We start from the raw sequence: 13268 nt of genomic DNA on the forward strand, positions 1-13268 counted from the left end.
ACCGGGAGGAGGCGGCCCTGGCGGCCACCTCCGTCCCTGAGAAGAAAACAGACGGAGAGAGAATGGAGCGACCGACGAATTCGTCAGTCATTGCCGCTCTGCTCCAGATCCACGTTCAGGCCGAGCGATTTCAGCTCCTTGATGAGCACGTTGAAGCTCTCGGGAATGCCGGCCTCGAAATCGTCCTGCTCGCGCACGATCGCCTCGTAGACCTTGGTGCGGCCGGACACGTCGTCCGACTTCACCGTCAGCATTTCCTGCAAGGTGTAGGCCGCGCCGTAGGCTTCCAGCGCCCACACTTCCATCTCGCCGAACCGCTGGCCACCGAACTGCGCCTTGCCGCCCAGCGGCTGCTGGGTCACCAGCGAGTACGGACCGATCGAACGCGCATGGATCTTGTCGTCGACCAGGTGATGCAGCTTCAGCATGTAGATGTAGCCGACCGTGGTCTGGCGCTCGAACGGCTCGCCGGTGCGGCCGTCGATCAGCTGCGACTGGCCGGACTTGTTCACCCCGGCGCTTTCCAGCATCGCCTCGATATCCGGGATCGACGCACCGTCGAACACCGGGGTCGCGATCGGCACGCCCTTGCGCAGGTTGTTCGCCAGTTCGACAAGCTGGTCGTTCGGCAGGTCGACGATCGCGTCGTCATATACCGTGTCGCCATAGACCGACTTCAGGCGGCCCAGCAGCTCCTGCTTCTTTTCGCCGGTGCGCTGGTAGTCATCGACCAGCTCGCCGATGCCCCGGCCGATGTTGGCGCAGGCCCAGCCCAGATGGGTCTCCAGGATCTGCCCGACATTCATGCGCGACGGCACGCCCAGCGGGTTCAGCACCAGATCGACCGGCGTGCCGTCCTCGAGGAACGGCATGTCCTCGACCGGCACGACGCGCGAGACGACACCCTTGTTGCCGTGACGGCCGGCCATCTTGTCGCCCGGCTGCAGCTTGCGCTTCACCGCGACGAAGACCTTGACCATCTTCATCACGCCCGGCGGCAGTTCGTCGCCGCGCTGCAGCTTCTCGACCTTGCTTTCGAAGCGCGCCTGGATCCGGGCCACCGCCGCGTCGAACTCGCGCCGCAGCACCTCCAGCTCGACCATCACCGCGTCGGAAGCAACGGTGATGTTCCGCCATGCGCCGCGCGGATGCTCGGTCAGCACCTCCTCGGTGATCTCGGTGCCCGAGCGCAGGCCCTTGAAGCCGGTCCCGGCGACCTGCCCGACCAGACGCTCGCGCAGGCGGTTGTAGAACGACCGCTCCTGAATCGCGCGCTCATCGTCGCGATCCTTGGCCAGACGCTCGATTTCCGCGCGCTCGATCGCCATCGCGCGCTCGTCCTTGTCGACGCCGCGACGCGAGAAGACGCGCACATCGACAATGGTGCCCGTGGTGCCGGGCGGCAGCTTCAGCGAGGTATCGCGGACGTCGGACGCCTTTTCACCGAAGATCGCGCGCAGCAGCTTCTCTTCCGGCGTCATCGGGCTTTCGCCCTTCGGCGTCACCTTGCCGACCAGGATGTCGCCGGGGTTCACCTCGGCGCCGACATAGACGATGCCCGCCTCGTCGAGGTTGCGAAGCGCCTCCTCGCCGACATTGGGGATGTCGCGGGTGATTTCCTCCTGGCCCAGCTTGGTGTCGCGGGCCATGACCTCGAATTCCTCGATATGGATCGAGGTAAAGACGTCATCGCGCGCGATGCGCTCGGAAATCAGGATCGAATCCTCGAAATTGTACCCGTTCCACGGCATGAACGCGACCAGCACGTTCCGGCCCAGGGCCAGTTCGCCCAGTTCGGTGGACGGGCCGTCGGCGATGATGTCGCCACCGCGCACCCGGTCGCCCACGCGCACCAGCGGACGCTGGTTGATGCAGGTGGACTGGTTGGAGCGCATGTATTTACGCAGCCGGTAGATATCGACACCCTGGGTCGCCCCGGCCTCGTCGGTCGCACGGACCACGATGCGGGCGCCGTCGATCTGGTCGATGATGCCGCCGCGACGCGCCACGATGGTGGCGCCGGAGTCATGGGCGACCGCCGCTTCCATGCCCGTGCCGACCAGCGGCGCGTCCGACCGCACCAGCGGCACCGCCTGGCGCTGCATGTTCGAGCCCATCAGCGCGCGGTTGGCGTCATCGTTCTCCAGGAACGGGATCAGCGCCGCGGCGACCGAGACAAGCTGCTTGGGCGACACGTCGCAGGCCGTGACCTCCTCCGGCTTGACCAGGCGGAAGTCACCGCCGCGCCGCACGGACACCAGCTCGTCCGTCAGCTTGCCGTCGGTGTCCTGCCGGGCGTCGGCCTGGGCGACGATCAGCTTTTCCTCTTCCATCGCGGACAGGTATTTCCACCCGTCCTGCAGGACACCGTCGCGCACCAGGCGGTACGGGGTCTCGATGAAGCCGTACTTGTTGACCTTCGCATAGGTCGCCAGCGAGTTAATCAGGCCGATATTCGGGCCTTCCGGCGTTTCGATCGGGCAGATGCGGCCATAATGGGTCGGATGGACGTCGCGGACCTCGAAGCCCGCGCGCTCGCGCGTCAGGCCGCCCGGCCCGAGGGCCGAAAGGCGGCGCTTGTGCGTGACCTCGGACAGCGGGTTGGTCTGGTCCATGAACTGGCTGAGCTGCGACGAACCGAAGAACTCGCGCACCGCGGCCGCGGCCGGCTTCGCGTTGATGAGGTCATGCGGCATCACGGTGTCGATGTCGACCGAGCCCATGCGCTCGCGAATCGCGCGCTCCATCCGCAGCAGGCCGACGCGATACTGGTTTTCCATCAGTTCGCCGACCGAGCGGACGCGCCGGTTGCCCAGGTTGTCGATGTCGTCGATCGTGCCGCGCCCGTCCTTTAGCTCGCACATGATCTTGACGGTACGCAGGATGTCTTCCTTACGCAGGACGCGGACGGTGTCCGGCGCGTCCAGGCCCAGGCGCATGTTCATCTTCACGCGGCCGACGGCGGACAGGTCATAGCGGTCGGCGTCGAAGAACAGGCCCGAGAACATCGCCTCGGCCGTCTCGGGGGTCGGCGGCTCGCCGGGGCGCATGACGCGATAGATGTCGGTCAGCGCATCGTCGCGCGTCGTGTTCTTGTCGACCGTCAGCGTGTTGCGGATCCACGGACCGTTGGAGGCGTCGATGGCCAGCGTCGGCAGACGGTCGAGGCCGGCTTCCTCCAGGGCCTCCAGACGCGCCTCGGTCAGCTCCTCGCCGGCCTCGGCGTAGATCTCGCCGGTGTCCGGATTGACCAGGTCATAGGCGACATAGCGGCCGATCAGGCCGGCGGCGCCCACCAGAACGTCCTTGGTCTTCTCCGCGATCTTGCGGACCATCCGCGCCGTCAGCTTGGCGTCGGCCTCGGCCACCACCTCGCCGGTCTCGGCGTCGATCAGCGGCTCCAGCAGCTTCAGGCCACGGAACGACTCGGCGTCGAACGGGCGCGCCCAGCCCTTGGACGTCTTCACGAAGACGACCTTGCCGTAGAAATAGTTCAGGATCTCGTCGGCATCCATGCCCTGGATGTCCAGCGCATCCACATCACCGCCCTCGGCCAGCTTGGCGGCGCGCGCGGCGGCCGAGGCCTCGCCTTCAAGGGCGTACAGAAGCGTCGTCACCGGCAGCTTCCGCTTGCGGTCGATGCGGACGTAGATCAGGTCCTTGCTGTCGAATTCGAAATCGAGCCACGAGCCGCGATAGGGGATGACGCGGGCGGCGAACAGGAACTTGCCCGACGAATGGGTCTTGCCCTTGTCGTGGTCGAAGAACACGCCCGGGCTGCGGTGCATCTGGCTGACGATGACGCGCTCGGTGCCGTTGATGATGAAGGTGCCGTTGTCGGTCATGAGCGGCATGTCGCCCATGTAGACCGGCTGCTCCTTGATGTCGCGGATCGAGCGCGAACCCGTATCCTCGTCCACGTCCCAGACGATCAGGCGCAGCACCACCTTCAGCGGCGCCGCGAAGGTCAGGCCGCGCTGGATGCATTCCTCGACGTCGTATTTCGGTTCCTCGAGTTCGTAATTGACGAACTCGAGCCGGCCGCGGCCGGCGAAGTCATTGATCGGGAAAACCGAACGGAACACTTCCTGCAGGCCGGTCTGCGTCCGGCTGTCGGCGGACACGTTCATCTGCAGGAACGCCTCGTAGCTGGCGCGCTGCACATCGATCAGATTGGGCATCGGAGCAATTTCGGGTATCCGCCCGAAGCTCTTGCGGATGCGCTTGCGTCCCGTGAACGATTTCGTAATCGCGTTCATCGTCTATCCTGCCCCCATCCCCAACGGCCCCAAATCCCCGCGCCCTGCGGCGAACACCGCGGCGACCGGAAACGGACCATCAAATACCGCCTTGTGCGGTCGCCGGCCGGCAGCGGCCCGCGACCTGCCCACCCCAAAGGATAGGCCCTCTACCGCCAAAGGCGCCCGAGACCTCGCGGTCAGGGCGCCAGAACGGCCAAGGGGGCGGGAACCATCAGGTGTCCCGCCCTCGCTCGGTTAGATCAGGAGCGGCGACCCACATGGGGCCGCCGGCAACCCGGCAGATTACTTCACTTCGACAGACGCGCCGTTCTCTTCAAGAACCTTCTTGATCTTCTCGGCTTCGTCCTTCGTCACGCCTTCCTTCACGGTCTTCGGCGCGCCTTCGACCAGATCCTTGGCTTCCTTCAGGCCCAGGCCGGTGATGGTGCGGATTTCCTTGATGACGTTGATCTTCTTGTCACCGGCCTTCGCGAGGACGACGGTGAATTCGGTCTGCTCTTCCGCCGGGGCGGCGGCAGCGGCCGGCGCGGCGGCAACGGCGACCGGAGCGGCGGCGGAAACGCCCCACTTCTCTTCGAGCAGCTTGGAGAGCTCGGCAGCCTCGAGAACGGTGAGGGCGGACAGCTCGTCAACGAGTTTGGTCAGATCGGCCATGATTCGGTCTTCCTAATGTATACACTGATTGGCGCAACACAATCCCGATTTCACGAGACTGTGCGAATTTCATCGCCCCGCGCATGCGGGGCGCATATGGCTCAGGCAGCCTCGTCCTTCTTGGCGTAGGCCCCGAAAACCCGCGCAAGCTGTCCGGCCGGCGCCTGGAGGACACCCGCGATGCGCGTGGCCGGCGTGGAGATAAGCCCCACCAGCTGCGCCCGGAGCGTATCCAGGGACGGCAGCTCGGCCAGCGCCTTGATCCCATCCACATTCAGTGTCTGGGTTCCAAGCGCTCCACCGAGCACGACAAGCTTTTCGTTGGTCTTGGCGAACTCGACAAGCACCTTGGCCACCGCCACAGGATCCGCCGACCACGACAATGCGGTCGGCCCCTTCAGCAGCGGCGAGATGCCTTCGAATCGGGTCCCTGCCAGGGCGAGGTTGGCCAGCCGGTTCTTCGCGACCTTGTAAGTCGCTCCAGCCGCGCGCACACGCCGCCGCAATTCCGTCGCATCAGCCACCGTCAGCCCGTCATTACGGGTGACAACGACCATGGACGTATCGGCGAACACGGCCGCGAGGGAGGCAACAAACTCCCGCTTCTCCGTACGGTCCAATTCCCGTCTCCGTCGTGACCCGCCAGACATGGCCTGGCAGGCCGGGTTTACCCAAGGAAGGCACGGCCACCGGGGCCGCCCCTCCGGTTCGCCTGTCCTGTGCAACGGAACAACCAGTGCGGGCGGATGATCCGCCCCAATCCGGCAATCCCCGTCTTCCGTGTGCGGCCCCCGCGGGGGCCATCAAGGCATGCGCCACATCCGGTCATGGACAGGTTCGGAAGACCGGGGCGCGCCCCCATGGAATGGGAAGTGCGCCCCGCCTCCTGTCCGCCGCGCGCCCTGGGGACAGGGGCGCGGCGTCATCTCTGGTGCGATCAGCCCGCCGAGAAGGCGGACACGTCGACGCGGATACCCGCCCCCATGGTCGAGGACAGGGCGGCCTTCCGCAGATAGGTGCCCTTGGCGCCCGACGGCTTGGCCTTCTGCACCGCATCGACGAACGCGCGGATGTTCTCGGCCAGCTTGTCGCCGTCGAACGACGCCTTGCCGATGCCGGCATGGATGATGCCGGCCTTTTCGGCGCGGTACTCGACCTGGCCGGACTTGGCCGCCGTGACGGCGCCCTTGACGTCCATGGTCACGGTGCCGAGCTTGGGGTTCGGCATCAGGCCGCGCGGACCCAGGATCTTGCCCAGGCGACCGACCAGGGCCATCATGTCCGGGGTCGCGATGCAGCGATCGAACGCGATTTCACCAGCCTGCACCTTCTCGGCCAGGTCATCGGCGCCGACGACATCGGCGCCGGCGGCCAGCGCCTCCTCGGCCTTCGCGCCGCGGGCGAACACGCCGACGCGCAGCGTCTTGCCCGTGCCGTTCGGCAGGGACAGCAGGCCACGGACCATCTGGTCGGCATGGCGCGGGTCGATGCCCAGGTTCAGCGAGATCTCGATCGTCTCGTCGAACTTGGCGGTCGCGCCCTGCTTCACCAGGCCGATGGCCTCGTCCAGGCTGTACTGCTTGTTACGATCGATCGTGGCGCGCACGGCCGCCAGACGCTTGTTCTTCGCCATGGAATCAGCCCTCCACCACCGTAAGGCCCATCGCCCGGGCCGAGCCGATCAGCATACGCACGGCCCCGTCCAGATCGTTGGCATTCATGTCCTGCTTCTTCTGTTCCGCGATCTCGCGCAGCTGCGCCATCGTGACGCTGCCGACGGCCGCGGACTTGCCCACGGTCGAGCTGCCCTTCTTGATGTTGGCGGCCTTCATGAGGAAGTAGGTGTTCGGCGGGGTCTTCGTGATGAACGTGAACGTCCGGTCGGCGAACGCGGTGATGACCACCGGGATCGGCATGCCGGGTTCCAGACCCTGGGTCTTGGCGTTGAACTCCTTGCAGAACTGCATGATGTTCAGGCCGCGCTGACCCAGCGCCGGGCCGACCGGCGGGGACGGATTCGCCTTGCCGGCGGGAATTTGCAACTTGATGTAGCCAACGATCTTCTTGGCCATATCCGGGTCTCCTGACTGTTTCACCCGGACCGCGGTTCAGGCGGCCGCCCGCCGCCCGGGGGCGGCGGCAGCGGTCTCCCGCGTTCCGTAGGAGGCGGGTCCCTAACCCTATTTGCCCGGCGGTGTCAACCCCGGCCCGCGCAGGGCGGCGCCGGTCAGGTCGGACTGTTCCGGCAGGGTGCCTGCCGCGATGCCGCCGATTGTCTTCGGCGTCCGCAATCCGTCATATTGCAGCGGCGCGAACGGCATGATCGACTTCGCATCCGGCAACTGGCTGCGCGACCAGCCGCCGCCCAGCGCGCGGATCAGGGTCACATTGGCCTGCAGGCGCCGGGTTTCCACCTGAACCTCGGCAATCCGGGCGGTCAGGGCGGCGATCTGCGCCACCACCACGTCCAGGTAGTTGGTCAGCCCGCCGGTATAAAGCGTCATGGTCATGTTCTGGGTACGCAGGGCGGCCTTCACGGCCTCCTCCTGCTGCTGCTGCTCGACGCGCAGGCGGCCGGTCAGGGTCAGCCCGTCCTCGACATCCTGGAAGGCGGACAGGACGGCGTTGCGATAATTATCCTCGGCCTGGCGGTACTGCGACCAGGTCCGCTGCAGCTCCGCCCGGCGCAGCCCACCCTGGAACAGCGGCAGCACCGCCTGGGCGGCGTAGGCGTACATGCTGTTGGACAGGTCGGCCAGCGAAAAGCCGTTGTCCATGAACCCGGTCATGGCGCTGAAGGTGACGTGCGGATAGAACGCCGCCCGCGACACGCCGATGGCCCGGTTGGCCTGCGCCATCTCGCGCTCGGCCCCCGCGACGTCGGGCCGCCGCTCCAGCAGGGTCGAGGGCACGCCGGCCGGTATGGCGATCTCGGGGAAATGCAGGGTGTCCACCGGTTCGATATGGAAGGCCGATGGCGAGACGTTCACCAGCACGGCGATCGCATGTTCCAGCACCGCGCGCCGGGCCAGCAGGTCGGTATCCTGCGCCTGGGTGGCGTAAAGCTGGTTCTGCGCCCGCGCGACGTCCAGCCCCGCCGCGATCGCCCCGGCCTGACGCAGCCGCGTGATCTGCACCGCCAGTTCGTACGTGCGGATCGAGTCGCGATAGACCGCGTCCTGCACGTCCAGTCCGCGCAACGCCATGTAGTCGCTGGCCAACTCGGCATCCAGGCTGAGCCGCATCAGCGCGTAGTCGGCGGCGCGTTGCTGCGCCAACTGCCGCCGCATCCGCACCTGGTTGCGGATCGACGACCAGAAATCCGGCTCCCACGAGGCAGTGCCGCCATATTGTTCGGACGACATGTAGGTCGGGCCGGTCGAACCGGCGCCACGCCACAGGCGATGGGCCGAACCCTTGTTCTTGCTCATGGACGCCTGGCCGGCGACCTGCGGGTACAGGCCGGCCCGGGCCTCGGCCGCCATGTCGCGGGCCTGGGTGAAGGTCTCGGCGGCGACCTGAAGATCGGGATTGGTGCGATTCGCCTGGTCTTCCAGCCGGTTCAGCACGGGGTCGCCGAACGCGGTCCACCAGTCGCCGCGCAGCGCGGCGTCCTGGGGCGCCGCGAAGCGCATGATGCCGTCGCCCTTCCAGTCGTCGGGAAACAGCAGGTGCGTCGGACGATAGGCCGGCGCCATGTCGCACGACGCCAGGCCGCCCAGCAGCGCCAGGGCGCAGGCGCGCAATCCCGCGCGGCGGGAGGACGGACGTCGGGCGGCGGCGTGGGAAAGGGCGGAGCTGGTCATTGCTGCGCTCCGGCCTCCTCCGACCCGCCCGCATCGGCGGGCATGGCCCGCGTATCGTCATTCTGGGCGGCAGGATGCGCGGCGTCCGACGGCGTGTTGTAGCCCGGCGTCGGGTCCACCACCTTGACCTCCTGCCCTTCCAGAAGGCCGGCGGACGGGTTGTTCACGATCCGGTCCGTCGCCTTCAGCCCGCTGCGGATCTGCACGCTGGTGCCCAGGTTGGTGCCGACGACGACATTCTGCAGGCGGATGCGGTTATGCTCGTCCACCAGCGCCACCTGCATGCCCTGGCCGCGGAAGATCAGCGCACCTTCCGGCACGATCAGGATGGACGGATCGCCCGGCGCGCGGAAATGGACGGTGGCGTAGGAATCCGGCCACAGCTCGCGCTGGTCGTTGTCCACCGTCAGCTCGGTGGTGACGGTGCGGGTGCTGAGGTTGAAGGCGCCGGCGGTGGCCAGGAACTGCGCCTTGAAGACGCGGCCGGGATATTGCGGAACCGTCAGGTCCGCCATCAGCTTGGGGCTGATGATGTCGGCGTAATCCTGCGGCACCGAGACAAAGATACGCATCCGGTGCACGTCGGCCACGCTGAACAGCTCGGTGGCGTTCCCACGCGACGACACGTCGCCGCCGCCCGCGTTCACATAATCGCCCACGTCGGCCAGGCGCGACGTCACCACGCCATCGAACGGCGCCACGATCTGCTTGAAGCCGATCAGCGCGGCGTAGCGCGAGACCTGGTGCCGTGCGGCTTCGACCTGCGCCTGCTCGGCCTCGGCGTTGGCGGCCTGGACGTCTACTTCCTGCTGCGACACCGCCTGGGTCCCCTGCAGGGCCTTCCAGCGGCGGGCGGTGATCTGCGCCAGCTTGTAGCGCGCCATGGCCACGTCGAAATTGGCCTTGGACGCCGCGTACTGCGCGTCCACCCCCGGCGTGTCGATCGTGGCCAGCACGTCGCCGGCCTTCACCACCGCGCCGATATCCTTGTACCACATGTGCACGTAGCCCGAGACCTGGGCATAGATCGGCGCCTGGTACCAGGCCGAGATGTTGCCCGGCAGGTCCAGCGTCCGGACGCTGGGCCCGTGGCTGGGCGAGATCAGCTGCACGCGTGGAATCGCGGCATCCGCGGTATCGTGCCGCAGGGCGGCGACATGCAGCCGCCGCTCCAGGATCCCGCCGCCGACGACCACCACCAGAATGGCGACGCCGACCCCGGCCAGGAGCTTCCCGCGCCCCGACATTGCGCGCCCGCGGGCCTGTCCTACGCCGCTCATGCACGTTCTCCTTCGGCGGTACGGTGTTTTCGGGAATGCAGCAGGGCAAAGACGCACGGCACGAACAGCAGCGTCGCAACCGTCGCGACCGCCAGGCCACCCATCACGGCGCGGCCCAGCGGCGCGTTCTGCGAATTGCTCAGGGACATCGGCAGCATGCCGATTATCATCGCCGACGCCGTCATCAGCACCGGCCGGATACGTTCGTACCCCGCCTCGATGGCGGCACGGACGGCGTCGCCATGCACCTCCATCCGTTCACGGGCGAAGGACACGACCAGGATCGAATTCGCGGTCGCCGTGCCCATGCACATGATCGCCCCGGTCAGCGCCGGCACCGACAGCGTGGTGTGCGTCACGAACAGCGCCCAGGCGATGCCCGCCAGCGCGCCCGGCAGGGCGGTGATGATGATGAACGGGTCCAGCCACGACTGAAAATTCACGACGATGATGAGGTAGACCAGCAGCACCGACATCGCCAGGCCCAGGCCGAGCTGCCAGTAGGCATTGTTCATCGTCACCGCCTGGCCGCGCACCACCAGGGTGGCGCCCCGGGGCAGGTCATGGCGGGCCGCATCCACCACGCGGTTGACCTCGCGCGAGACGGTGCCCAGGTCCAGCCCTTCGTTCGCCGCATAGATGTTGAAGACCGGCATGATGTTGTAATGGGACACCTCGCCCGGCGTGCCGGTCTGCACGATGTCGCTGAGGCCGCCCAGGATCTGCGGCGTGGTGCCGCGGGGGTTGCCGTCGCCGCGATCGATGGGGATGGTCTCCAGGTCGTTCATCGTCTGCAGGAATTGCAGCGGCGTCTGGATATCGACCAGATGCGACACCCCGGTCGCCGGGTCCAGCCAGTAGGTGGGCGAGACCTGGCCGCTGCCCGACAGGGTGGCCAGCGCGTTGTTCGCGATGTCGGCCTCGGTCAGGCCGGTGCCCAGCGCGTAGGTGCGTCGCGCATTCACCCGCAGGGTCGGCGTGTTCATCGGCTCCTGCACCGTGACGTCGGCGATGCCGGTCACATGGCGCAGCCGCGCCGCCAGATGCTGGGCGAAGGCGAAATTATCCGCCAAGTTGCGGCCGGATATCTGCACGTCGATCGGCGAGGGCAGACCGAAATTCAGGATCTTCGCCGTCAGGTCGGCCGGCATGAAGGTGATTTCGGTTCCCGGAAAATGCTCGGCCAGCCCGCGCCGCAGGATGTCGCGATATTCGGCGACCGGCGCTTCGTCGTTCTTCAGCGTCACCGTCAGGTCGCAGTCCTGCGTGCCGACGGTGGGCGTGGGAATGAACGCCTGGTTCAGGCCGCTGAACGGCAGGCCGCAGTTCGATACGATGTCATCGACCTGGCCCGGCAGCAGGCGCGAGATATCCTGGCTGACCAGCATCGAGATCTTGCCGGCCTCGTTCAGCTTGGTGCCCAGACGCGCGCGCATGTGGATCGCCAGCGTGTTCGAATTGATCTCGGGGAAGAAATCCTGCCCGACGAAGAAGATCAGCCCCATCGAGGCGACCGCGCAGGCCAGAAACACCGGAATGAAACGCCCCCGCGTCGCCACCAGATGCGCCAGCAGGTCGCGATAGCCGATGCGGAACGCGGTGAAACCCCGTTCGAACCCCTGCTGGAAGCGACCGAAGAACCCGCGCGGCCGGTCGGCCGCGTGCGGGTCGGCATGGGCCGCCACCTGGGCCGCCAGCATGTATTTCGCCATGGTCGGCACCAGGGTGCGCGACAGGATGAAGGACGCGATCATGGCGAAGATGATCGCCTCGGCCATCGGCATGAACAGCCAGCCGGCCACGCCGGTCAGCTGGAACAGCGGCATCCACACGATACAGATGCACAGCGTCGAGACGAAGGTGGGGATCACGATCTGGTTCGCCGCGTCGATGATCGCGGTCTCCAGGTCCTTTTCCATTTCCAGATGCGCGTCGATATTCTCGATCATGACGGTGGCGTCATCGACCAGGATGCCGACCGCCAGCGCCAGCCCCCCCAGGGTCATGACGTTGATGGTCTGCCCCGCCCAGCCCAGCCCGATCACCGAGCACAGCATCGCCAGCGGGATCGACGTCGCGATAATCACCGTCGAGCGCCAAGACCCCAGGAACAACAGCACCACCAGGCTGGTCAGCAGGGCGGCCGTGCCCATTTCCTGCACCACGTCGCGCACGGCCTCCTTCACGAAGGTCGAGGCATCGTTCAGGACCCGGATCTGCACCCCCGGCGGCAGCGTCTGGACGATCGACGGCAGCAGCGCCTTGACCCCGCTGACCACCGACAGCGTCGAGGCGTCACCGCTTTTCATGATGACGATCAGCACGGCCTGGTGCCCCCTGACCAGCACCATGTTGGTCTGCGGCGGCCCGCCCGCGTGCACCCAGGCGACGTCGCGCAGATACACGACCGAATTGCCGTCCTGCTTGACCGGGATGCCGTTGAACGCGTCGATTTCACGCGGGGTCGCGTTGGTCTGCACCATGAAGTCGAACGCGCCGATCTGCTGGTCGCCGGCAGGCAGGACGATGTTCTGCCGCCCCAGGGCGGCGCCGATGTCGGTGGCCGACAATCCGTGGGCCAGCAGCTTGGCCTGGTCGAGATCGACCATGATATTGCCCGGCTGCCCGCCGTACGGGTTGGGGATCGCGGCGCCCGCGACCGAGACCAGGGCCGGGCGGATCAGGTTGGACGACATGTCGTAGATCTGCGACGCCGTCATCGAATCCGACGAGACCTGGAGCGTGAGCACCGGCACCGAGGACGCGTTGTAGGTCAGCACCAGCGGCGGCGTCATGCCCGCCGGCATCTGCTTGATGACCGTCTGCGACACCGAGGTGATCTGCGTCTGCGCGACCGCGGTGTCCGTGCCGGGCTGGAAGAACACCTTGACGATGCCGCGCCCGTAATAGGACTGGCTTTCGATATGCTCGATATTGTTGACCGTGGCGGTCAGCGCGCGCTCGTAATAATAGATCACGCGGCCTGACATGTCCTCGGGCATCAGGCCGGTATAGCCCCAGACGATCGCGACGACCGGAATCTTGATGCTGGGGAAGACGTCCGTCGGCGTCTGGACGATGGACCGGACGCCGAAGACCACGATCAGGATCGAAAGGACGACGAAGGTGTAGGGCCGCTTGAGGGCGGTGACGACGATGGAATTCATGCGCGGGACGAACCGTCACGCGCACAGGCGCCCCCCGAAGGGGCCGGCGCCCCGGTGCGTATCGGGACCGGACCCAGCTGTCCGCGTGTGTGCATCGTC

At 66.7% G+C, this 13268-nt stretch carries 8 protein-coding genes; all 8 read right to left on the reverse strand.

What is annotated here, in order from left to right; genetic code table 11:
- Positions 1–83: 83 nt before the first annotated feature.
- Entirely contained in the window at positions 84–4259 is a 4176-nt protein-coding gene (gene rpoB, locus HLH21_RS05455) for a DNA-directed RNA polymerase subunit beta (RefSeq protein WP_182942111.1), read from the reverse strand.
- A gap of 285 nt (positions 4260–4544) precedes the next feature.
- Complete coding sequence (gene rplL / locus HLH21_RS05460; protein ID WP_182942113.1) at positions 4545–4916, reverse strand: 50S ribosomal protein L7/L12; 372 nt, start codon at positions 4914–4916, stop codon at positions 4545–4547.
- A gap of 101 nt (positions 4917–5017) precedes the next feature.
- Positions 5018–5536, reverse strand: a complete 519-nt coding sequence (rplJ, locus tag HLH21_RS05465) for a 50S ribosomal protein L10 (protein ID WP_182942115.1) — start codon at positions 5534–5536, stop codon at positions 5018–5020.
- Between the two features lie 317 nt (positions 5537–5853).
- On the reverse strand, positions 5854–6549 hold the full coding sequence (gene rplA / locus HLH21_RS05470; protein WP_182942117.1) for a 50S ribosomal protein L1: 696 nt from the start codon (positions 6547–6549) through the stop codon (positions 5854–5856).
- Positions 6550–6553: 4 nt separating this feature from the next.
- The gene (gene rplK, locus HLH21_RS05475) at positions 6554–6988 is read right to left on the reverse strand and encodes a 50S ribosomal protein L11 (RefSeq protein WP_182942119.1); all 435 of its coding nucleotides are present in this window, start codon (positions 6986–6988) and stop codon (positions 6554–6556) included.
- 108 nt (positions 6989–7096) lie between these two features.
- Entirely contained in the window at positions 7097–8722 is a 1626-nt protein-coding gene (locus HLH21_RS05480) for an efflux transporter outer membrane subunit (RefSeq protein WP_182942121.1), read from the reverse strand.
- Positions 8719–10002: an efflux RND transporter periplasmic adaptor subunit gene (locus tag HLH21_RS05485; RefSeq protein ID WP_182942123.1), complete on the reverse strand. Its 1284-nt coding sequence runs from the start codon at positions 10000–10002 to the stop codon at positions 8719–8721. The genes HLH21_RS05480 and HLH21_RS05485 overlap by 4 nt, the downstream gene beginning before the upstream one ends.
- The gene (locus HLH21_RS05490) at positions 9999–13169 is read right to left on the reverse strand and encodes an efflux RND transporter permease subunit (protein ID WP_182942125.1); all 3171 of its coding nucleotides are present in this window, start codon (positions 13167–13169) and stop codon (positions 9999–10001) included. Before HLH21_RS05490 ends, HLH21_RS05485 begins: the two co-directional genes overlap by 4 nt.
- Between the last annotated feature and the right edge of the window lie 99 nt (positions 13170–13268).

This window comes from Gluconacetobacter johannae, assembly GCF_014174305.1.
In the GTDB taxonomy this organism is placed as follows: Bacteria; Pseudomonadota; Alphaproteobacteria; order Acetobacterales; family Acetobacteraceae; genus Gluconacetobacter; species Gluconacetobacter johannae.

What these genes read in the sequence shown, in the direction of transcription:
- rplA (WP_182942117.1), bottom strand. Translation starts at nt 6,549, where the DNA reads ATGGCGAAGAACAAGCGTCTGGCGGCCGTGCGCGCCACGATCGATCGT.
- rplK (WP_182942119.1), bottom strand. Translation starts at nt 6,988, where the DNA reads ATGGCCAAGAAGATCGTTGGCTACATCAAGTTGCAAATTCCCGCCGGC.
- HLH21_RS05480 (WP_182942121.1), bottom strand. Translation starts at nt 8,722, where the DNA reads ATGACCAGCTCCGCCCTTTCCCACGCCGCCGCCCGACGTCCGTCCTCC.
- rplL (WP_182942113.1), bottom strand. Translation starts at nt 4,916, where the DNA reads ATGGCCGATCTGACCAAACTCGTTGACGAGCTGTCCGCCCTCACCGTT.
- rpoB (WP_182942111.1), bottom strand. Translation starts at nt 4,259, where the DNA reads ATGAACGCGATTACGAAATCGTTCACGGGACGCAAGCGCATCCGCAAG.
- HLH21_RS05490 (WP_182942125.1), bottom strand. Translation starts at nt 13,169, where the DNA reads ATGAATTCCATCGTCGTCACCGCCCTCAAGCGGCCCTACACCTTCGTC.
- HLH21_RS05485 (WP_182942123.1), bottom strand. Translation starts at nt 10,002, where the DNA reads ATGAGCGGCGTAGGACAGGCCCGCGGGCGCGCAATGTCGGGGCGCGGG.